This is a genomic window from Comamonas sp. NyZ500, assembly GCF_016772095.1.
Lineage (GTDB): Bacteria > Pseudomonadota > Gammaproteobacteria > Burkholderiales > Burkholderiaceae_C > Comamonas > Comamonas thiooxydans.
On record NZ_JAEIJE010000011.1, the window covers coordinates 1 to 22163 of the forward strand.

The 22163-nt window shown below is 61.9% G+C and carries 17 protein-coding genes and 1 pseudogene; 11 read left to right on the forward strand and 7 right to left on the reverse strand.

All coding sequences use genetic code 11. The annotated features are described in order from the left end of the window. Nucleotides 1-173 (reverse strand): annotated as a pseudogene (locus tag JAO85_RS16345) (allantoinase); the annotation flags it as partial. Then, nucleotides 170-847 (reverse strand): GntR family transcriptional regulator, encoded by a 678-nt coding sequence (locus tag JAO85_RS16350; RefSeq protein WP_202788540.1) that lies wholly within the window; start codon nt 845-847, stop codon nt 170-172. The gene JAO85_RS16350 and the pseudogene JAO85_RS16345, both read right to left, overlap by 4 nt. A 282-nt stretch (nt 848-1129) precedes the next feature. Here JAO85_RS16350 and JAO85_RS16355 point away from each other — a divergent pair, with 282 nt between their 5' ends. The 4 genes from JAO85_RS16355 (at nt 1130) to JAO85_RS16370 (ending at nt 5252) form a co-directional block, all read left to right on the forward strand. Beyond that, complete coding sequence (locus tag JAO85_RS16355; RefSeq protein ID WP_003063980.1) at nt 1130-1831, forward strand: GntR family transcriptional regulator; 702 nt, start codon at nt 1130-1132, stop codon at nt 1829-1831. Nucleotides 1832-2102: 271 nt separating this feature from the next. Next, nucleotides 2103-2423: a hypothetical protein gene (locus JAO85_RS16360; protein ID WP_202788541.1), complete on the forward strand. Its 321-nt coding sequence runs from the start codon at nt 2103-2105 to the stop codon at nt 2421-2423. 540 nt (nt 2424-2963) lie between these two features. After that, nucleotides 2964-4499: an NCS1 family nucleobase:cation symporter-1 gene (locus tag JAO85_RS16365; RefSeq protein WP_202788542.1), complete on the forward strand. Its 1536-nt coding sequence runs from the start codon at nt 2964-2966 to the stop codon at nt 4497-4499. Nucleotides 4500-4517: 18 nt separating this feature from the next. Then, nucleotides 4518-5252 carry an aspartate/glutamate racemase family protein gene (locus JAO85_RS16370; RefSeq protein ID WP_003063973.1) on the forward strand — a complete coding sequence of 245 codons (735 nt, stop codon included), beginning with the start codon at nt 4518-4520 and terminating at the stop codon, nt 5250-5252. Between the two features lie 157 nt (nt 5253-5409). On the opposite strand, the gene JAO85_RS16375 is transcribed toward JAO85_RS16370, so the two are convergent. Beyond that, nucleotides 5410-6297: a LysR family transcriptional regulator gene (locus JAO85_RS16375; RefSeq protein WP_034378439.1), complete on the reverse strand. Its 888-nt coding sequence runs from the start codon at nt 6295-6297 to the stop codon at nt 5410-5412. A gap of 250 nt (nt 6298-6547) precedes the next feature. Between JAO85_RS16375 and JAO85_RS16380 the strand changes: the two genes are divergently transcribed. From JAO85_RS16380 to JAO85_RS16410, 7 genes are all read left to right on the forward strand, one after another. Continuing rightward, the gene (locus tag JAO85_RS16380; protein WP_202788543.1) at nt 6548-8257 is read left to right on the forward strand and encodes an acyl-CoA dehydrogenase family protein; all 1710 of its coding nucleotides are present in this window, start codon (nt 6548-6550) and stop codon (nt 8255-8257) included. A 94-nt stretch (nt 8258-8351) separates the two neighbouring features. Then, nucleotides 8352-9347: a tripartite tricarboxylate transporter substrate binding protein gene (locus JAO85_RS16385; RefSeq protein WP_012839233.1), complete on the forward strand. Its 996-nt coding sequence runs from the start codon at nt 8352-8354 to the stop codon at nt 9345-9347. A 41-nt stretch (nt 9348-9388) separates the two neighbouring features. Continuing rightward, nucleotides 9389-10372 (forward strand): tripartite tricarboxylate transporter substrate binding protein, encoded by a 984-nt coding sequence (locus JAO85_RS16390; protein WP_012839232.1) that lies wholly within the window; start codon nt 9389-9391, stop codon nt 10370-10372. A 156-nt stretch (nt 10373-10528) separates the two neighbouring features. After that, entirely contained in the window at nt 10529-11707 is a 1179-nt protein-coding gene (locus tag JAO85_RS16395) for a M20 aminoacylase family protein (RefSeq protein WP_054074676.1), read from the forward strand. Between the two features lie 29 nt (nt 11708-11736). Continuing rightward, complete coding sequence (locus JAO85_RS16400; RefSeq protein WP_202788544.1) at nt 11737-12744, forward strand: tripartite tricarboxylate transporter substrate binding protein; 1008 nt, start codon at nt 11737-11739, stop codon at nt 12742-12744. A gap of 92 nt (nt 12745-12836) precedes the next feature. Then, nucleotides 12837-13976, forward strand: coding sequence for a CaiB/BaiF CoA-transferase family protein (locus JAO85_RS16405; protein WP_202788545.1), 1140 nt, complete (start codon nt 12837-12839; stop codon nt 13974-13976). A 167-nt stretch (nt 13977-14143) separates the two neighbouring features. Further along, nucleotides 14144-17065: an aconitate hydratase gene (locus JAO85_RS16410; protein WP_202788546.1), complete on the forward strand. Its 2922-nt coding sequence runs from the start codon at nt 14144-14146 to the stop codon at nt 17063-17065. Nucleotides 17066-17137: 72 nt separating this feature from the next. Here JAO85_RS16410 and JAO85_RS16415 read toward each other — a convergent pair whose 3' ends face one another. From JAO85_RS16415 to JAO85_RS16430, 4 genes are all read right to left on the reverse strand, one after another. Then, a complete protein-coding gene (locus tag JAO85_RS16415) occupies nt 17138-17527 on the reverse strand; it encodes a VOC family protein (RefSeq protein ID WP_012839226.1) in 390 nt (129 codons plus the stop codon). 149 nt (nt 17528-17676) lie between these two features. Next, nucleotides 17677-18792, reverse strand: a complete 1116-nt coding sequence (locus JAO85_RS16420) for a PepSY domain-containing protein (protein ID WP_202788547.1) — start codon at nt 18790-18792, stop codon at nt 17677-17679. A 49-nt stretch (nt 18793-18841) separates the two neighbouring features. After that, on the reverse strand, nt 18842-21058 hold the full coding sequence (locus JAO85_RS16425) for a TonB-dependent siderophore receptor (RefSeq protein ID WP_012839224.1): 2217 nt from the start codon (nt 21056-21058) through the stop codon (nt 18842-18844). Nucleotides 21059-21326: 268 nt separating this feature from the next. Beyond that, a complete protein-coding gene (locus JAO85_RS16430; RefSeq protein ID WP_202788548.1) occupies nt 21327-22163 on the reverse strand; it encodes an SDR family NAD(P)-dependent oxidoreductase in 837 nt (278 codons plus the stop codon).

Consider the following 22163-nt stretch of genomic DNA (forward strand, 5'->3'; position numbering starts at 1 on the left):
AGAAACTGCTCGCTGCCGGGGTCGCCATGCAGGATATGGTTCTCACCGCCTTCTTCGTAGTTCAGCACGAACTGAACGGCCACGCGGGCTTTGCCGGGCCATTCGAGATGGGGCGTGTTGCGGCCGTAGCCAATCAGGTCGCGTGGGTAGGAGGCGGTGGAATCGTAAGTCATAGGGATACGGATGAAAGTGCCATCGACAAATCGTGCGTTGGCAAAGTACGGTTAAAGGACAGACCTTCTTCCATGTGATCGAGGTGCAACTGCATCAGCTGCACCGCATGTTCGGCATCGCCCGCAGCCAGTGCGGTCACGATGTCGGCATGTTCTTCGTGCGAATGCTCGGCCGCCGATGCAGACTGGTACATCAGGGTGATCAATGCGCAGCGGGAAATCAGCTCGCCCAGCAGTTGAGCCAGCACCTCGTTGCCCATGAGCTCTGCCATGCGCACATGGAAGTCGCCCAGCAGCTCGGTGCACTGGCCCACGTCATTGGCTTCCATGGCCTTTCTTTCGGCCGCCACATGCGCTTTGAGCTCCAACAAGCGGGAGGGTATCTGCTGCGCGGCGAAATTGCGCACCATTTCGGCTTCGAGCATGCGACGCACAGCAAAGACCTGGCGCGCTTCTTCGACCGAGGGCGTGGCCACAAAGGCACCGCGCGTGGGCTCGAGCGTGATCAGCCGGTTCTGTGATGCCTGAAACAAAGCCTGGCGAACCAGAGTGCGGGAAACACCAAAATGATTGGCCAGCTTCTGTTCCGACAACTTGGTGCCGGGCATCAGTCGATGTTCAACAATTGCTTTGGTCAGACTTTCTGCAATGGACCAGGTGAGTGAGGTTTCCATTGCTTCATCATAAATCTTGAACTCAACACTTGTATACAAGGTTGATTGAGGAAAAGCTAGGTGTTCTCCCTTAAGGTATATCGGACGTTTCTTGAGGCAATCGCAGGAGAAGAAAGACGAATAGCCCGCCAGGCATATTTAACTTACGCTCCTCCTTCAGCCAGCTCCGCAACATGCTCTCTGGAGCGCAAGATTTATCACCTGCCATTGCGGGCATGGTCGAATTTATTGACTCTTCCTATCCTCAACTTCGTAACAGCTCGGTCGCATAAAATCAATTTAATGAGTACTCCAGTCATCACCAAAACCAAGATCGCCGAGCGTCTCATAGAGTCGATCCTGACAGCCAAGCTTCGTCCGGGAGAGAAACTGGGTGAACAAGACATTGCGGACTTGTTTCAGGTCAGCCGCACCCTGGTCCGCGAGGCCTTGATGCACCTTCAGACCCGGGGATTTGTGGAGGTCCGCTCCAGGGTTGGCTGGTATGTTGCAGAGCCTTCGTTTGAGGAGGCTCAGGAAACCTATGCAGCGAGGCGCGTCGTTGAGCCGGGCATGCTGCGTGATGCTGGTCAACCCTTGCAGGCAACACTGAAACGCCTGCGCAAGCACATCGCCGAAGAGCGCAAAGCCATTGCCTGTGGGGACGCAGAAGCCCGCAGCTGGCTGCTGGCCGACTTTCATATTTGCTTGGCAGAGTGTCTGGGCAATCGGTTCCTGACTTCTATGATGGTCGATCTCTCGGCACGGACAACTCTTATTTCAGATCTATACCAGTCGAAGACCGAGGCCAGAGTCTTCAATGACGATCACGCCGCCATTGTTGAGGCGCTGGCGGCTGGAGACAATCTGCGGGCTGAACAATTAATGATTGCTCACATCGATGCATTGGCATCGCGCCTTGATGAAAGCCTGATCGGTCGTCGCGGAGCACGCAACCGACTCCGCTCCATTCTGGCTCCTGAAGATTCGTCTTCAGCCAAATAGGCGTTTCAAAGTCGATGGGAGTCCTTGGCGGGATCCGGCCTGGTTGAGCCGCTCGGCCGCTTTGCCGATCTCGAGCTCCCAACACTTTGCGGCGAGCCAATATTGAGGCTTGAAGTGCTTGTCCCTACCAGGGAGCGATTGAGCTCGCCATCTGTGCCGGTGATGACTTACGCATTCGCTGATCGTGCCCGGCAGCATTCATCAAGGAGCCGCCTCGGCCCATGGTGATCATGGCACCGGCGCTATGCCAGTTCCTCGACCAAGACCTGGAATGGCTCGCGTTGCGGATAGACGCCGGAACGGTTTCAATCAGGGCCATGAAACCACATGGATAGCCATTGCATCGTGGAATGCTCTTCCAGCAAGAATTGCCAACGCCACCGATCGCAACAAAGCGCTGCTCTCCGCATTGCCCGCCAAATGGACTATCCATCTATCTCGACTGCTGCCGCCCTTGGTGAATGCAGCGGTCATTGTCCTGCCCGGCATCGCAACGGATCTCGAAGCCATGGGAGCATCAGCGCCGATTGCTCATTGGCGAGCGATATTGCTGCGATGGATGCGGGCTGAATGCCGGCTTTGCAACAACTGAGCAGTGACTACTGGTACTCATTCCGGTGTGTGACTTCGAGAGTATTTTCTATGGCCTCTTGATACGCACAGCAACCTGGCTTTGCTCAGCGCGGATCGTGGAGAGGTTCATAGATAGGTATCTACGCAAAACAGCCATGATCAAAGTGTAGGTTTCAGCACCTCGCCCAGGAAAGAAATGCACGCCAGGGCTTGCTGCGCCTGCTACTGACCGTTCGTCCTCCCATCTGAGGACTCCATCGAATCAATGTCTCTGGCCTATAGAACCAGGGTTCCTACTAGCATCTTGAATTCATGTCTTGTATACATTGCATGCATGTCAGTGATGTGTTCAAAGCATTTATGGACAAGCTTGCTGAAGCTGTGGACATGAGGCAGATTCGATTCGCTTCATAAGCATCACAGCTCTTCAGCAGCGAAAACATGGCTGCAGGCCTGCGTCGCCCGTAGCCGCTAATAACGGTAGACAAGCATGACCTGCTCAGCCGAAATGAGGTCATGGCAAAGGGGCTCCACGGAGCACCCTGATGGAAGGCGGCATATGAACAACCTAGTACTGGACACCCATGGTGAGTCATTAACCTCGGGGGCCAACACCACAAGCTCAAAGCGAGATAAAGGCTTGCCGGCCGGAGTTTCTCCGGCGCTGTACAACCACGATCTGGCACCTACCTCGAAAGAGGGTCGTACCTGGGGGAGCTACAGCCTGTTCACTCTTTGGGCCAACGATGTACACAGCCTCGGCAACTACGCGTTTGCCATTGGTCTTTTCACGCTTGGGCTGGGAGGACACCAGATTCTGATGGCGCTTCTGCTGGGGGCGGCATTTCTGTTCGTGCTGCTGTCCCTCTCGGGCTTTATGGGGACCCGTACAGGGATTCCCTTTCCGGTGATGAGCCGCATCAGCTTTGGTACACGCGGTGCGCAGATTCCAGCATTGATCCGCGGCGGAGTCGCCATTGCGTGGTTCGGCATTCAAACCTACCTGGCATCCATGGTCCTCGACGTGATGCTGATCACGCTGTTTCCCGGCTTGCAGTCGCTGAAAGAGCAAGTCGTGCTGGGCCTGCCATTGCTGGGCTGGATCAGCTTTTCCATCCTGTGGATAGTGCAGGTTCTCATTGCCTGCTGGGGCATGGAGAGCATCCGAAAGTACGAAGCCTTTGCCGGACCTGTAATTCTGTTGACTTTCATTTCCCTGGCAGGATGGATCTTCTACAGCGCCAAATGGACTCTGCATTGGTCTGCCCCATTTGCAAGCAGTGGCGGAGCCATGTGGCTGCAGATCCTGGGCGCTGCTTCGCTATGGGTGGCGATCTACGGCACCTTCGTGCTGAACTTCTGTGATTTCACACGTGCAGCCACCTCAAGCAGTGCCGTGGTGAAAGGCAATTTCTGGGGCATTCCGATCAATATGCTGATCTTTGGCTTGATCGTGGTCATCCTGACAGGCGGCCAGCTTGCCATTGATGGCACGCTGATTCAAAGCCCGACCGACATCGTCCAGAACATTCCCAACAAGCCGCTGTTGATGTTGGCCAGTCTTTCGCTGCTGATTTTGACCATCGCCGTGAACCTGATGGCCAATTTCGTGGCTCCTGCCCTGGCGTTGGCAAACCTCATGCCCCGGCATCTGAACTTCCGCCGGGCAGCGCTTGTCAGTGCGGTTCTCGGTTTCGTGATCCTGCCCTGGAATCTCTACAACTCTCCGCTGGTCATCGTCTACTTCCTGGGAGGGCTGGGTTCATTTCTGGGACCGCTGTTCGGCATCGTGATGGCTGACTACTGGCTGATCCGCAAACAGCGCGTGAACGTTCCGGCTCTCTATACACACGACCCTGCAGGCCCTTATCACTACCGCAATGGCATCAACCCCAAGGCAATTCAGGCCCTGATTCCTTCGTCCCTGATCTCGCTGCTCTTTGCATTCCTGCCGACGCTGCAATCGCTGTCCCAGTTCTCCTGGTTCATCGCAGCCGGACTGGGTGCCTTGTTCTATTGGATGGTTGCACCGAAAGGTCTCACCTACGAAGACCAGGATGGCGAAGCCATTTCCGTAGCCTCCGCCAAACACTGAGAAGGAAAGTTGAAAATCATGCGCATTTTGATCGTGAACGTGAACACCACTGAGTCGATGACCCATGCCATTGGCATGCAAGCTCGGAAGGTTGCTGCGCCTGGAACAGAGATAGTCGCGCTGACCCCGCGCTTTGGTGCCGAATCGGTCGAGGGGAATTTTGAGAGCTATCTTGCCGCGGTCGGCGTCATGGATGCCGTGATGAGCTATGGACAACCCTTTGATGCAGTCATTCAAGCCGGCTACGGTGAACATGGCCGCGAGGGCCTGCAGGAGTTGCTGGACGTTCCCGTGGTGGACATCACCGAGGCAGCGGCCACCGCGGCCATGTTCCTGGGCCACAAATACTCGGTGGTCACGACGCTGGATCGGGCTGTGCCATTGATCGAGGATCGGCTCAAGCTTGCCGGCCTGGACGAGCGCTGTGCATCGGTTCGCGCCAGCGGCATGGCTGTGCTGGAGTTGGAAACTCAACCCGAGCGCGCGGTTGAAGCGATTGTTCGTCAAGCCAGCCTTGCCGTCAGCGAAGACCATGCTGAAGTCATTTGCCTCGGCTGTGGAGGCATGGCTGAACTGGATGCCAGGATTCGTGAACTGACCGGTGTACCAGTGGTCGATGGAGTAGCCGCGGCCGTGACCATTGCCGAGTCGCTCGTGCGCCTGGGCCTGAGCACTTCCAAGGTCCGTACCTACGCTCCCCCCCGAGCCAAGCGCGTGACCGGCTTCCCATTCACTAGCCAAGTGGCAGGATGAATTGCCCGGAGTTGTGTAAATTGTCCTGGCCCCTTATTTCCATGCAAATAAGCGTTCCTTGTGAGCAGCCAATGCTATCTCGAAGAATTTGGCGGTGAAGCGTTGAAACAGATCCGGGCAGGCCTGCCGGTCAGCGATGATGAGTCCTGACTTGGCCTCATAGTTCCGTCACGGCCTGCTGCAGGCAGGCCAGCAATGCCTGCACCAGCGGATTGGCCGGTGTACGCCGCCACATGGCGAGCATCTCTGATGATGGGTGCGAGCCTTTGAGCGGGCGGAACACCAGGCGCGGCATGCCCACGCGTGTCAGCGCCTGGGGTACCAGTGCCACGCCCTGACCCAGCGAAACCAGCGAGATCACCGACAGCCAGTGCCGTACCTCGTGGCGTACTTCGGGTGCGAAGCCATGGGCCAGGCACATCTCGTAGATGCGCTGGTGATAGGTAGGCGAGACCAGGCTGGAGAACAGGATCAGACGGTCGTTTTTGAGTTCGGCCAGATCGATGGCGGCGCTGGCCTGCAGCGGGTGGCGGTCGGGCAGGCAGACCACGAAAGGCTCTTCCATCAGCAGCCGGCTGGCAATTCCTTCGGGCGGCTGTATGGAGTGGACCAGGGCCATGTCCAGCCGCATTTGCTGCAGGTCCAGGATTTGCTCTGCGCTGTTGGCCTCAAGCATGTCCACGCGCACCAGGGGGTGGTCGTGCTGGAACCGCTCCAGCGCCTGTGGCAAACCGCGGTACAGGCTCGACCCCACGAAGCCCAGGCGCAGATGGCCGCGCGTGCCCTGGGCCACGTCGCGCGTTTCCTGTGCGGCCTGCTGACTCAGAGCCAATAGCTGGCGTGCCTTGTCCAGCAAATGTTCACCGGCCGCAGTCAACCGTACGCCCTTGCTGCTGCGCTCGAACAACTGGGCCTGCAGTTCCTGCTCCAGCTGCTTGATGGCAACGGACAGCGGCGGCTGGGAGATCGACAGCCGCTGCGCCGCACGGCTGAAATGAAGTTCTTCGGCGAGGGTGACGAAGTAGTGCAGCAACCTCAGTTCCATGATTTATTGATATTTAAAAAGTATTGATAAAGATTTTAATAATATTTGACGTGAATATATGAGGGTGCTGAAATTCGTGGCAGTCCTTGCCTCAATTGCCGGATTTGTGTGCGGTACATATCGCCTGAATTCGTCATGGCCGAACCCAGAGACGGCAAGCAAGGTAAGCCCTGTAGCGAGGTTGTCGTCCTCTTTCCGATGAGAGGGGGCTCAGCTCCTCAGGGATATTCGAATTCAGCAGGAGACGTTCATGTCCGCCAACGATAAGAGCCAGGTGCATGCCGTGGCCCAGGCTGTCCGCGCTGCAGCCCATCCCGTGCCTGATCGCCACGGTGCCAATTTCTACGCCACCGATCCTGAGTTGCAGTCGCTGCTGGCGCTTTATCTGCCAGCCGATCTGCTGGCCCATCTGCAGCCCTATCTGCAGCGCATGGGTGAGCTGGCCGGTGGGCGCATCGACGAGCTGGCCGGCGTTGCCGACAGGAATCCGCCCACGCTTGAGCATCGCAGCCGCGCGGGCCAGGACAGCCAGCGCATCATCAAGCATCCAGCCTATGAAGAGCTTGAGCGCATCGCCTACGGTGAGTTCGGTCTGCAAGCCATTTCGCACCGGGAAGACATGCTGGGCTGGAGCGGCAAGATGCCGCCCATCGTCAAGTACGCACTGACCTTTCTGTTCGTGCAGTCCGAGTTCGGCCTGTGCTGCCCGTTGTCCATGACCGATTCGCTCACGCGCACGCTCAAGAAGTTCGGCGCGCCCGAGCTGGTCAAAAAATACCTGCCGCAGCTGCTGTCGCTTGATTGGGACGAGCAGGCCCAGGGCGCCATGTTCATGACCGAGCAGGCCGCCGGCTCCGACATCGCCAACACGCTGACCGTGGCCCGCCCGCAGGCCGATGGCTCCTGGCTTCTCTCCGGCGACAAGTGGTTCTGCTCCAACCCCGACGCCGAGTTCGCCATGGTGCTGGCGCGCGTGGAGGGCGGCCAGCCGGGCATGAAGGGCATCTCGCTGTTCCTGCTGCCGCGCTACCTCGATGATGGCAGCGCCAACCACTACCGCATCGTTCGCCTGAAGGACAAGATGGGCACCAAGTCCATGGCCAGCGGCGAGATCCGCATGGACGGCGCCGTGGCCCACCTGGTGGGCGAGCAGGGCAGGGGCTTCGTGCAGATGGCCGACATGGTCAACAACTCGCGCCTGTCGAACGGCGTGCGCTCCGCCGGCATGATGCGCCGCGCTGTGGCCGAGGCCGAATTCATCGCCCATGAACGCATTGCCTTTGGCAAGCGCCTGGAGCAGATGCCGCTGATGCAGCGCCAGCTGGACAAGCTGCGCGTGCCCGCCGAGCAGGCGCGTACCATGGTGTTCCAGACCGCGCAGACGCTGATGCGCTCCGATGCGGGCCAGCCGGATGCCTATGCGCTGCTGCGCATTCTGACGCCGCTGATCAAGTTCCGCGCCTGCCGCGATGCACGCAAGGTCACCGGCGATGCGATGGAAGTGCGCGGCGGCTGCGGCTATATCGAGGAGTGGAGCGATCCGCGCCTGGTGCGCGATGCCCACCTGGGCTCCATCTGGGAAGGTACAAGCAATATCGTGGCGCTGGACGTGATCCGCGCCATCAAGCGCGAAGGCTCGTTGCCTGTGCTGCAGCAGTATCTGCATGGCTTGCTTGATCATGCCCGCCTGGTGCTCGGTTACCGCCAGGCGCTGGAAGATGCATTGGCCCGCGCCAGCATCCTGGCCGACAGGGCCGCTCGGGACGGCGGCGAAGTGCTGGCCCGCCAGGCCGCCACAGCGCTCTACAACTGCACCACGGCCATCGCCATGGCCTGGGAAGCAGCACAGACCGGATCAAACGAGCGCCTGCGCCTGTCGCAACTGGTGCTGCTGCACCGTGTGCTGCCGCGCGATCCGCTGGACGATGCGGCTGCCGTGCCGGCGCAGTGGCTGGAGTGATTGCCGGCGGCCTTGAAATAAGTAAAAGAAACGGCTGAAACGCTTCGTGAAAAGGCGTTATCGGCTCTCGGATTATTTCTGCAAGGAGACAAATATGCGCAATCACGCAAGAGAGCGCCGAAGGCTGCTGGCCGCAGCCTCGGGAGCAGTGCTGCTGGCGGCAGCCCATTCGGCCGCACAGGCTCAGGGTGACTCCTATCCGGCTCGGCCGATACGCCTGGTGGTGCCCTATGGCGCTGGCGGACCGACGGACGCGCATTTGCGGGTGGTGGCACAGCAAGCCTCGCAGCTGTTGGGGCAACTGGTGGTCATAGAGAACAAGCCAGGCGCCAACGGCACGTTTGGTGCGGTGGAGCTGGCGCGGGCTCAGCCGGATGGCTACACCCTGGCGGTGCTGCCTGCCAGTGTCTATCGCGAACCGTATCTGAACCGGGTGAGCTTCGACCCCCTGAAGTTGAGCTACGTGATCGGCATGACCGACTACACCTTCGGGCTGGCTGTGCGTCGGGAAGCACCGTGGAAGAGCTGGAAGGAGTTTGCCGAAGATGCGAGCAGGCGTCCCGGCCAGATCTCCGTCGGTGCGGCCGGTCCGGTGCAAACGCCCAGCATCGTACTCAGTGAGCTGGTGCAGTCCACGGGCCTGCAGCTCAATCGCGTGCCCTACAAGGGAGACTCGGAGCAGGCCAGCGACCTGCTGGGCGGCCACATCGATGCGGGCGTGCTCTCCGGCGTAGCCTCCCAGCATATCCAGTCGGGCCGATTGCGCTACCTGGCGATGTTCACGTCCAGCCGTGTTCCGCAGTTCCCTCAGGTGCCCACTTTGAGGGAGCTGGGCGTGGACGCGGTGATCGAGTCGCCCTATGGCATTGCCGCCCCTGCCGGCCTGGCACCGGCGCGGCTGCGCATCATTCATGACGCCTTCAAGGCGGGGCTGGAGTCGGCGCAGGGGCGCAAGATCCTCGAACAACTCAATCAGCCGCTGAACTACCGCAGTCCGCAAGAGTTCGAGCAGTACGCGAGGAGCGCCTACGCACGCGAGAAGACGCGCATGGAGCGCTTCAAGGCCGTTGCCAGCGGCACCCCGCAGTGATTTTCCCGGTTCATCGGCAACACCCTTCCAAGGAGACAGACATGCATAAAGCCAGACGCGCAGCGCTGGGCCTGATGGCATCCGCCGCCCTGTCGGCAGCACTGCCCGCACTTGCCCAGGAAAAATACCCGACACGCCCCATCACGTTCCTCGTGCCGTTTCCGCCTGGCGGCCCAACCGACGCCATGGCACGCATTCTGGCTGCCGAGCTGACCAAGGAGCTGGGCCAGAGCGTGATCGTGGAGAACAAGGCCGGCGCCGGCGGCAATATCGGAGCGGACTTCGTGGCACGTGCCAAGCCTGACGGCTATACGCTGATGTTCGGGACTTCGGGTCCGCTGGCCATCAACAAACCGCTGTACAAGTCCATCAGCTACGACCCGCGCACCAGCTTCACGCCCATCATCTACGTTGGCTATCTGCCCAATGTGCTGGTGGTTCGGCCGGATTTGGGCGTCAGCAACGTCAAGGAGCTGATCGCGCTGGACAAGAGCAAGCCCGGCAAGCTCAATTTCGCGTCTTCGGGCAATGGCGCTTCATCCCATCTGGCGGGTGTGCTGTTCAACGGCCTGGCCGGCACCCAGCTGCAGCATGTGCCCTACAGGGGCACCGGGCCGGCGCTTAACGACCTGCTGGCCGGTCAGGTGGACATGAGTTTCACCGACATCCTCACGGCCATGCCCTATATCAAGGCCGGCAAGGTCAAGGCCCTTGGCGTGGCCACGGCCAAACGCTCCAGCGCCATGCCCCAGATCCCCACGATCGCCGAGCAGGGTCTGGCCGGCTACGACGTGAGCGTGTTCTTCGGCGTGGTCGGCCCCAAGAGCATGCCGGTGGAGCGGGTGGAGTTGCTCAATCAGGCCTATGCCAAGGCGCTGGATTCCGAGAATGTGAAGAAAGCCTTTGCGGCCCAGGGCCTGGAGCGCGGCGCGGATACCCAGCCCGCCTATCTGGCCGGCTTCGTGAAGAGCGAGCTCGACAAATGGAGCGAGGTGGTGCAAAAGGCCGGCGTGAAGCTTGACTGATGGCGCTGTCGGCAGACATGCCATCGAAGGGTGGACGTGTTAGAACTTTTCGAAACTCCTCGCCTCGGCCGTGAGGAGGACACTGTTGCGCACTGCCTGCCATTGCCCGAGAGCCCACGCAAGACATGAGCCCGGGTATTTCAACTATCCATAGCCATGACTTCTTCAACTTCCCTTCTGCTCGCCCAACTGCAGTCCGTTGCTGCCGAGTTCGTGGAGATCCGCCGCAGCATTCATGCGCATCCCGAACTTGCCTTCGAAGAGACGCGTACCAGCGATATGGTGGCCGAATCCCTGGCTCGCTGGGGCTATGCCGTGCACCGCGGCCTGGGTGTCACCGGTGTGGTCGGCGTGCTCAAAAAGGGCTCGGGAAGCAAGTCGCTGGGCATACGCGCGGACATGGATGCCTTGCCTATCCATGAAAGAACAGGCCTGGACTACGCCAGCCGCCTGCCCGGGAAAATGCACGCCTGCGGTCATGACGGACATACAGCCATCCTGCTGTGCGCGGCAAAGTACGTTGCCGAGAAGCTTGATTTCAACGGTACGCTGAACCTGATCTTCCAGCCGGCCGAGGAGAACGAAGGCGGCGCCATGCGCATGGTGGACGAGGGCCTGTTCGAGCTGTTTCCCTGCGACGAGATCTATGCGCTTCACAACGCACCGGGCCTGCCCGTGGGCCAGATGGCCATCAGCCAGGGACCGGCCATGGCCTCGTTCGACCGCGTGACCGTTACGCTGCGCGGGCGCAGCGCCCATGGCGCCATGCCGCATCACGGCATAGACAGCATGCAGTGCGCGGCCAGCATCGTGCTGGGTCTGCAATCCATCATCACGCGCGAGATCGATGCCCAGCAGGCGGCCGTGATCACGGTGGGCTCCATCCAGGCCGGCGAGGTCTTCAACATCGTGCCTGAAAGCGCCGTGCTCAAGATCGGCGTGCGCGCCCTGCACCCGGACGTGCGCAGTTGGGTGGAGACGCGCATCAAGGCCTTTGTGCAGGCCCAGGCCGAGAGCTATCAGCTCAGCTGCGACATCGACTACGTGCACAAGTACCCGGTGCTCGTGAATTGCGCAGCCCAGACCGAATACGCGCGGCAGGTGGCCATACGCCTGCTGGGCGAGGACAAGGTGGGCGAGCGCACGCCGACCATGGGCAGCGAAGACTTTGCCTACATGCTGCAAAAGCGCCCCGGCGCCTATATCCGGCTGGGCAATGGCGTGGGCGAGGACGGAGGCTGCATGGTGCACAACCCACTGTACGACTTCAACGACAAGGCCCTGCCCATAGGTGCGGCCTTCTGGACGCACTTGGTGCAAAGCTATCTGGCCTGAGCGGTCGCACCTTGAACGGGAGAGAAGAGATGAACACATGGAACCGCCGCGGCTTTATGCGGCACACGCTATGGCAGACGGCTGCCCTGGCGGCAGGTTCGAGCTGGGTCCGGGCTGCAGAAAGCTTTCCGGCCAAGCCTCTGGTCCTTATGGTGCCTTTTCCCGCAGGCGGGGCCAGCGATGTGGCGGCGCGCATCTTTGCCGAATCCATAGGCCGCAGCATCAGGCAGCAGGTGGTGGTGGAGAACCTGGGCGGAGGCACGGGCCTGATTGCCGCAGCCAAGGTGCTCAACGCGCCTGCAGACGGCTATATGTTCTTCCATGGTTCGGCCAACGAGATCTTCCTGGCGCCCATGCTCAATACGGCAGCGCGCTACAAGCCGGGCGACTTCACGCTGGCCGCTCCCACGACGGAGTCGCCCATAGTGCTCATGGTCAAGAGCGGGCTGCCGGTCAACAGCTATGACGAGTTCATCGAATATGCACGCGCCAGCAAGAACGGCCCGCTGACCTATGGCACGGTGGGAGTGGACTCCATGTACAACCTCATGGGCGATGCTCTCGCAGCCAGACTGAGGCTGCCGTTTTTGCATGTGCCCTACAAGGGCGGCGCGCCGGCCCTGCAGGACCTGGCAGGAGGGCAGGTGGACTTCGCCATCCTGCCTTATCAGGCAAGCTTCGAAGGCATGGCCAAGCAGGGGCGCCTGAAGATTCTGACCAGCTTTTCCAAGGTCTTGCCCAAGGAGCTGACCCATGTGCCGCTGATATCGCAAAGCCGCCTCAGCCCCGACTTCGAATACACGGTCAGCGCTGGCTACTTCGTGAAAAAGGGCACCCCTGCCGACCGCGTGGCCGCGCTGCGCAGCTCCATAGGGCAGGCGCTGGTGAATCCGGAAATCCGCGCCAAGCTGGAACTGGAGGGCAAGCACCTGCGCCAGCCTGTTGCCTCGCAGCTAGAGGCGGACCAGAGCTTCCATGCCATCCATCAGCGCCTGAGCGCGCTGGTGCGCAGCGTGGGCCGAAAGCCTCTGGCCTGAGACATGGGCTGCCGCGACTGGCGGTGCAAGCCCACGAGCAATCTTTGATCAACACGCAGGCCATGGGCCCGCATTCTGTCGGAAAGTGAAACATGCACAATCCAGCCACGATTGGCGCCGGAGCCCTACAGGGCGTCAAGGTGCTTGATCTGTCACGCATTCTCGGCGGGCCGTTCTGCGGCCAGATACTGGGCGACCATGGCGCCGATGTGCTCAAGGTGGAGCCGCCGCAGGGCGATGACACCCGCACCTGGGGGCCTCCGTTTCGCGACGGCGTGGCCTCCTACTACTTCGGCTTGAACCGCAACAAGCGCCTCCAGTTTCTCGACCTGTCCGCGCCCGAAGGCCAGCAGCGCGTGCGCGCCTTGATGGCCGAGGCCGATGTGGTGGTGGAGAACTTCAAGGTCGGCACCATGGAGAAATGGGGCATAGGCTATGAGCAGATGCGCGAAGAGCTGCCGCATCTGATCTGGTGCCGCGTCACGGGCTTCGGCGCCGACGGCCCTTTGGGAAGCCTGCCCGGCTACGACGCCGCCATCCAGGCCATGGCCGGCATCATGAGCATCAATGGCGAAGCCGACGGCGACCCGCTGCGCGTGGGACTGCCGGTGGTGGACATGGTGACGGGGTTGAATGCCACCATAGGCGTGCTGCTGGCCCTGCACGAGCGGGGGCGCAGCGGACAGGGGCAACTGGTGGATGCCTCGCTCTACGACTCCGGGCTGTCGCTGCTCCATCCCCATGCGGCCAACTGGTTCATGGGGCGCAAGCTGCCGCAGCGCTCGGGCAACGCACATCCCAATATCTATCCCTATGACGTTCTCAGCACAGGCGGTGCCCCCATCTTTCTGGCCGTAGGCAACGACAGGCAGTTCCGGTTGCTGTGCCAGCATGTCGGGCAGGAGGGACTGGCGCAGGACGAGCGCTTTGCCAGCGCAGGCCAGCGCTCCGTCCATAGAGCCGAGCTCAAGCCCTTGCTGGAGCAGGCGTTTGCGCCCTTAGATGGCTTGAAGCTTGCCGACGAGCTGATGGCCATCGGCGTGCCTGCCGCGCCGGTGCTCGATGTAGCTCAGGCGCTTGAGCATCCGCATACCGTACACCGCGAGATGGTGGTGACGATGGGCCAATACCAGGGGCTGGGCGCTCCGGTCAAGCTCAGCCGCACGCCGGCCAGCTACCGCTTTGCGCCCTTGAGCGAAGGAGAGGAGTTTCTGCCGGACGCCGGCGCCTGAGATTGCTTCGGCGCGACTCCAGCCCGCCCCGCGCGGGCTTTCTTTTCTTGCGCCCATGTGAGCCGGTTTGCGTTGCCGGCGCCCTGTCCCACCCTTTTCATGGGCATTGTGTGCACAATGGAATGCAAAAGCGTTTTCCCTGTGTTCTGTCCATGGAGAGTCTCACGATGTCGCATGCTTTTGCCAAAACCCTGAAGTCCTTTGAACTGGCCGAGGGCAAGAAGGGCAAGTTCTATTCCTTGCCGGCCCTGGCCAAGCAGTTCCCGGAGATCAAGCGCCTGCCGGTCTCGATTCGTATCGTGCTCGAATCGGTGCTGCGCAACTGTGACGGCAACAAGATCACCGAGGAGCATGTGGCGCAGCTGGCGCGCTGGCAACCCAAGGCCGAGCGGGTCGACGAGATTCCGTTTGTCGTCGCGCGCGTGGTGCTGCAGGACTTCACCGGCGTGCCCTTGCTGGCCGACCTGGCCGCCATGCGCAGTACGGCTGCCAAGCTGGGCAAGAAGCCCAAGTCCATCGAGCCGCTGGTGCCCGTGGACCTGGTGGTGGACCACTCCATTATGGTGGACTACTTCGGCACCAAGAAGGCGCTGGACCTGAACATGAAGCTGGAGTTCCAGCGCAACCAGGAGCGCTACCAGTTCATGAAATGGGGCATGCAGGCCTTCGACACCTTCGGTGTCGTGCCGCCGGGCTTCGGCATCGTGCACCAGGTCAATCTGGAATACCTGGCGCGCGGCGTGCACAAGGCCAGGAGTGGCAAGGGTGATGCGGTGTACTACCCCGACACCCTGGTCGGCACCGACAGCCATACCACCATGATCAACGGCATAGGCGTGGTGGCCTGGGGTGTGGGCGGCATCGAGGCCGAGGCGGCCATGCTGGGCCAGCCCGTGTACTTCCTCACGCCCGATGTGGTGGGCTTCGAGCTGACGGGCCAGTTGCGCGAAGGCGTGACGGCCACCGATCTGGTGCTCACCGTCACGGAGCTGCTGCGCAAGGAAAAAGTGGTCGGGAAGTTCGTCGAGTTCTTTGGAGAAGGAACGCGCAGCCTGTCGCTGCCGGATCGCGCCACCATCGGCAATATGGCTCCTGAGTATGGGGCGACCATGGGTTTCTTCCCAGTCGATGAAAAGACCATCGAGTACTTCAAGGGAACGGGACGTACCAAGAGCGAGATTCAGGCCTTCGAAGCCTACTTCAAGGCCCAGCAGCTGTTTGGCGTGCCCAAGGCCGGCGAAATCGACTACTCGCATGTGGTCAAGCTGGATCTGGGCAAGGTGGCCCCGAGCCTGGCCGGGCCCAAGCGCCCGCAGGACCGCATCGAGATCGGCCATGTGGCAGGGCAGTTCGACGAGCTGTTCAGCGCTCCCGTGGCCCAGAATGGCTTCAATCTCCCAGCCGATCAGCTGGTGCGTCGCCACGTGGTGAGCCCCGATGGTCCCGAGGCCTTGCAGCCCGAGAGCAAACCCCTGTCGGCCGGTGCGGAGCGCAACAAGGCCGAGATGGTGAGCAACACGCCCGAGACCGGCAAGGTCGAGGCCAGTGCGATTGCTGTTGATGCCAGTCATGCGGTTGCAGCGCCGGAAAAGAGCTTCGATATCGGCAGCGGCGATGTGCTGATTGCAGCCATCACCAGCTGCACCAATACCTCCAACCCCAGCGTCATGCTGGCGGCGGGCCTGCTGGCCAAGAAGGCGGTGCAGGCAGGCCTCAAGGTCAAGCCGCATATCAAGACCTCGCTGGCCCCGGGCTCTCGCCTGGTCACCCGCTATCTGACCGAGGCGGGCTTGCTGCCCTACCTGGAAAAACTGGGCTTTGCGCTGGCAGGCTACGGCTGCACCACCTGCATCGGCAATGCCGGTGATCTCACCCCCGAGATCAATGCCGTCATCACGCAGAACAATCTGGTCTGCTCGGCCGTGCTCTCGGGCAACCGCAATTTCGAGGCCCGCATTCACCCCAATATCAAGGCCAACTTCCTGGCCAGCCCTCCGCTGGTGGTGGCTTATGCGATTGCCGGCACGGTGCGCAAAGACCTGATGACCGAGCCCGTGGGCAAGGGCAAGGGCGGCAAGGATGTGTATCTGGGCGACATCTGGCCCAGCAGCGAGGAGATTCAGGAGCTGCTCAAGTTCGCCATGAATGGCAAGGCCTTCCGCAGCAATTACGAGCAGGTGGCCAGTGAGCCGGGCAAGCTCTGGGAAAAGATTCGGGGGGTGACGGGCTCCACCTACACCTGGCCCGAGAGCACCTATATCGCCGAGCCGCCGTTCTTTGCCGACTTTGCTCTGGATTTGAAAGCGCCATCCGCAGATGGAGAAAGCGCTGCAGGTCAGAAAGGCTCAAACTCCAGCGCGGTGCACGGTGCCCGCGTCATGGCCTTGTTCGGTGACTCCATCACCACCGACCATATCTCGCCTGCAGGCTCCATCAAGGAGTCTTCGCCGGCAGGCAAGTGGTTGCTCGAGCATGGCGTGCAAAAGGCCGACTTCAACAGCTATGGCTCGCGCCGGGGCAACCACGAGGTGATGATGCGCGGCACTTTTGCCAATGTGCGTATCAAGAACCTGATGATCCCCGCCGCAGGCGACGGCTCGCGCGAGGAGGGCGGTGTCACCCTGTTCCGCGACGACCATGGCCGGGCCGAGAAGATGGCCATTTACGACGCGGCCATGAAATACCAGGCCGCAGGCCGTGCCACGGTGGTGCTGGCCGGCGAGGAATACGGCACGGGCTCCAGCCGCGACTGGGCGGCCAAGGGCACGCAACTGCTGGGCATCAAGGCCGTGGTGGCGCGCAGCTTCGAGCGCATTCACCGCTCCAATCTGGTGGGCATGGGCGTGTTGCCGCTGCAGTTCAAGGGCAATGACAGCTGGCAAACCTTGGGTCTGACGGGCGAGGAGTTCATCGATGTGATCCCGGCCGCCGACCTGGCGCCGCAAAGCGATGCCCAGCTGGTGATCACCAGGCCCGATGGCAGCAAGAAAACCGTGACCGTGAAGCTGCGCATCGATACTCCCATCGAGGTGGACTACTACCGCCATGGCGGCATCCTGCCTTATGTGCTGAGGCAGCTGCTGGCTTGATTGCGCCCGCTTGCCAGGCAAAAAGGCCTGTCCTCCTCGGAGGCAGGCCTTTTTCGTGGGCTGGCGCGAGCCCTATTTCATCGAGTGCAGGCCAAACATATTGCCTTCGGTATCGATGGCCAGGGCAATAAATCCATAGGGGCCTATGGAGACTTTGTCGCGGTGCAGGCTGCCGCCGTTGCGTGCAACGCGGGCGGCCTGCTCGGCGCAGTCTTCACAGACGAAATAGACCAGCGTGCCGCCGCCGCCAGAGGGGCATTCCGGCATGCGGACCAGCGCTCCGGTGGCACCAGCGTTATCCGGCTGCCCTGGGAAGGCCCACATCTCCATATCGGGGTGCTCGCCGCCTTCCGGCATGGCCAGCGCTTGCAACTGACAGCCCAGCACGGCTTCGTAGAAGCTCCTGGCGCGCGACATGTCCTGCACGTAGATCTCGAACCAGCCAACGGGATTCATAGCCATCTTCAGCTCCTTGTCTGCTCATCGGTGGAATTACAGATGCTGAGGCCGCAGAGGCTGTGATGCAAGCAGACCCGGCCCTTAACAGGGGCTTCGAACCTGGAACATGGGGCAAGGGCCGGGCGCAGGCTGCAGGGCGCCGGCCCGCGCTCTCAGGGCTTTCTCTGGGCGGCAAGCTTTCTGGCCTTGCGGCGATGCCACCAGAGCCAGATTCCGCTGATGCCCAAGCCGCCCAGCACCAGGCCGTTGAGGCCGGCCAGGATTTCCATCAGCACGCCACCCAGCTCGCCCGTGTGCAGCGGATAGGCCACGGCCACCGCCGCAGCGCCGGGGTCGAGTTCATTCCAGCGCCTGACGTCCAGCACGGCACCGTTGCGCGGGTCCAGCCATACCGAGCTGATGCCGTTGGGGTGCGGCTCGCCCGGGGCGCGAAAGCGGATGCGTACGGCCTGCTTGGCATTGGGCGGCAGCTGCACGAAGCTGGCCTGGGCATCGGGCATGGCCGCGCGGGCCGAGGCCAGCATGGCATCCACATCGGCTGGCAGCGCTTGGGCGGCGCCTTGCACAGCCAGTGCGGGCAGCTTGGGTGGCTTGACTGCCGTGCTGCTGCTGAGCACATTGAGCCAGTCGCCCAGCGGTCGCCATGCCATATAGGCACCGGTGATGACCGACACCGCGATCAGCAGGCCCATGATCACGCCGCCGATGCGGTGCATGTCGAACAGGGCGCGCACCAGGCTTTTGTTGAGTTCTATGTGCCAGTTGCCCGGCCAGCGCTTGGGCCACCAGAGAATGACGCCCGTCAGCAGCAGAAGCACGTAGGCCAGGGTGGTCCAGGCCAGTATGGCCTTGCCATTGGCGTCGAGCAGCAAGGTGCTGTGCAGCTTGAACAGTGTGTTGACAAAGCCCTCGGTCTCGCCGCGGCGGCCCTGCTCCGCTCCGGTGACGGGGTCCAGGTAAATGGTGCCGCGCCAGTCCGCCGCCTGAACGCGCAGCCACAGGCTGTCCTGTGTCTCCTGAGGCAGCCGGAAGCGCAGAGTGGCCTTGCTGCCGAACTCCTCATGGGCTCTTGCCAGTATCGGCGTCAGTGCTGCGGCCTGCTGCGCATGCGTCGTGCGGGCCTGGAACAGCTCGGGGTGCGCCATGCGGTCCAGTGGCTGGCCGATGATGAGCAGGGTGCCGGTGAGCCCGGCCAGAATCAGAATCCAGCCCAGGCCCAGGGCAAACCAGCGATGCAGCCGCAGCCACAGAGAACGTAGCGAAGTCATTGCGCGTGATGGTGTGATGCCCCGCGAGGTGGACTCGCGGGGCCGCCGCTTAGAACGGCAGGGTGGCCTGAACGTACAGGGTGCGTGGCATGCCCACGTATTTGCCACCGCCGTTGTTGTCGGTGGAGCGGGTGAAGTAGCGGCGGTCAAACACGTTCTTCATGCCCACGGTCAGGCGCAGATTGTTCAGCTCCTTGCCGGCCTGATAGCTGGTGCGCAGGCCCAGGATGGCAAAGCCCGGGATATCGCCCAGATTGCCATTGGCGTCTTCCTGCGTGATGTAGGGATTGGGCTTGGCGCTGGTGCCGGGCGTGCCGGGCGAGCGTTGCTTGGACTGGGCGTTCAGATCGGCATTGAAGGTCCAGCGCTCCATCGCGTAACGTGCCGACAGGCCGGCCGTGTGGCGCGAATAAAGCGGCAGGTCGCGGCCTGCGAAGGGACCGGCCTGGCTGGTGGCCTGGGTGAAGGTATAGCTCATGCCCAGCGACAGGCCCTTGAGTGCCGGGTAGTTCTTGCCGAAGTCATAGCGCAGCGCCGATTCCAGACCACGGTGGCGCGTGGCACCCAGATCGGTCCAGATGCCGTTGCCGGTGCCGTCGCCCGGGCGGTCCAGGAACAGCTCCTTGTTGAAGTCGATGTTGAACAGCGTCAGTTCGCCATTCCAGGTGTCGCTCTTGTAGTGCGTGCCCAGCTCGTAGGTCTTGGCCGATTCGGGATAGAGCTGGTTGTTGGACGACTGGGCCAGCTGTGCGTACTGCTGGGGCCCGAAGGACTTGCCGGCATTGGCGAACACCGACCAGTGGCTGTCGACGCGGTAGAGCACCGACAGCGTGGGCAGCCATTCGTTGGCGGCCGCCGTCGGGTAGATGGCCGCTGCGGTCGCGCCCTTGTAGTCCACCACATTGTTGAAGGAGCGGATGCGCTCGTAGCGCACGCCGGGCGTGATGGTCCAGTTGCCCACATCGATGCGGTTGTCGATATAGAAGGCATTGGCCGTGGTGCCGCCCTGGCTGGTCTGGGTGGTGTTCAGCGGCAGGGCCATGGCATCGACCTGGCCGGGCACATAGAAGCCCGAAGTGGCCAGCGCCGTTTCTGAGCTCTTTTCCTTCAGGTAGCGATAGCCAACGCTGACTTCCTGCACCACGGAGCCGGTCTCGAAAATGCGCGAGTAGCGCGGCTCCACGCCGTAGTAGCTGTAGTCGCGCGGTGCGGCCGTGAGGCTGCGCTTGCCGGCATTGGCGCCGGTGGCATCGCGTTCGATATAGCTGCCGCGGAAGGAATCCACGTAGTAGCTGAGCACTTCGAAGTTGTTGCGACCGTCCTTGTAGCTGTACTTGAGCGAGCCGTCGGTGCGGCGGCCCGTGAACTGGTCATAGTTGCGCGTGCTCTGGAACGGGTCGGCGGCGTACTGGGCCGTGGTCAGACCGCCGGGCATCTGGCCCTTGCCCTCGAAGTGGTGCAGCGAAGCGGAAATGCTGCTGTTGTTGCTGAGCTTGTAGCTGCCCTTGACCAGCAGATCGTCGATGTCGGTCTTGTCGTTGCTGCTGCGCCAGCCCTTGCCGTGCGTGCCCGAATACAGCACGGCCAGGCCCAGGCCCGACTCGTTGGTGCCGCCCACAAAGAAGCTGGGCGTGGTCTTCACGTTGCCGCCGTGGCTGTAGATCTCGGTGCCGATGGAGGCTTCGGCCGCAAAAGTCTTGGGAATGGCGCGCGTCGTGAAGTTGATGATGCCGCCCACATTCTGCGGGCCGTAGCGCACCGAGCCTGCGCCGCGCACTACGTCGATGGAGTCCAGATTGCCCAGCGCCACGGGCGCCAGCGACAGCTGGGGCTGACCGTAGGGAGCGTAGGAGACGGGCACGCCGTCCTGCAGCACATAGGAGCGTGGCGACAGGCGTGCGGTCAGACCGCGCACGCTCAGGTTCAGAGAGATATCGCTGCCGCCCGTGCCGTTGCTGTCCTGAACCTGCACACCGGGCACCAGGCGCAGCGCTTCGCGCAAGGTGGCGGCACCGCTTTCCTGGATGCGCTCGCGCTCGACGATGGTGCGGGCGCCTGGATGCTCCAGCACCTTCTCGGCGCTGGACATATCGCCATCCAGCCAGTTGCCGGTGACGGTGACCGAGTCCAGGGCGGCTTCGGCAGTGGCGGTGCTGGCCGTCTGTGCATGAACGGGGCTGGCGAGCACGCCAAGGGCTGCGGCAACGGCAGCGGCGGCGCTGCTCAGGCGAAAAGCGGGGGAGTCGGAAAGATGGAGGTTAGCCATGGGTGTTGTAGGGGAGTGCACACAGCACCTGGCTGGCATGAACAGCGCGCTGCCCCAGCCTTGCGCTGGCGGCATCTCTTGTCTTCAGTCGGGGCCGGAGGGGACTATGTGGCGTTTATTGGCAGGCGCAGATATTAATGAGAATTGCTGTCATTTGGCTGTATGTGGTTATGTTGAGACACAAAAAAAACAGCCTCCCTGTCCGGCAATCTGGCCGTTCGGGGAGGCTGCGTGCGGGAGCTGGACGCTGGCACGGCCCTGCGAGGGCTCAGACGTATTTCCCTGTCAAGCCGCCGTCGGCCACTATTTCCGTGCCCGTGATGTAGCTGGCGGCATCCGAAGCCAGGAAGGCGCAGACGTTCGCCACCTCCCACGCAGTCCCCATACGTTGCAGTGGCACCTGCTGTGCCCGCGCAGCCTTGGCTTCGCCCAGGCCGTCGGAGAACATATGTGCCACATTGGCGGTCACGCGTGGCGTATCGATCAGACCGGGCACAACCGTGTTGGCTCGAATTCCGTGCGGCGCGTACTGCTGTGCAATCATGCGCGTCATCTGGATGACGGCAGCCTTGGTCGTGCAATAGGCGAGATGCGGATAGCCGAGATAGCGCAGTCCCGCGACCGAAGCGATCGAGATGATGGTGCCGGAGCCACGCTGCACCATCGCCGGCAGAACCGCCTGGCAGCTCAGCATCAGACTTTTCACGTTCACGCTGTGAATGCGGTCCAGGTCATCTGCGCTTGTTTCCAGCGGTCCACCCGTCTTGCCTATGCCTACGTTGTGATGGAGCACGTCGATGGCCTGGTGCCTGGCAGTTATGTCTCTGAAGGCCGAGAAGATGTCCTCTTCGCGCGCCATGTCGGCCTGATAGGCAAAGGCGCTGCCACCTTCGGTTTCGATCAGGCGCACGGTCTCCTTGGCAGAGGCAAGATCGCGGTCGATCACGCATACCGTCGCTCCCTGTCGTGCATAGGTGATGCACGAGGCTCGGCCGATGCTCCAGCCAGGAGCGATGGAGCCGCCACCGGCGACGGCGACCGTGCGGCCAGTCAGATCAAGCAGTGCGCGCAAAGGTGGTGCCGTATCGGGAGTTGTGTCGGACAT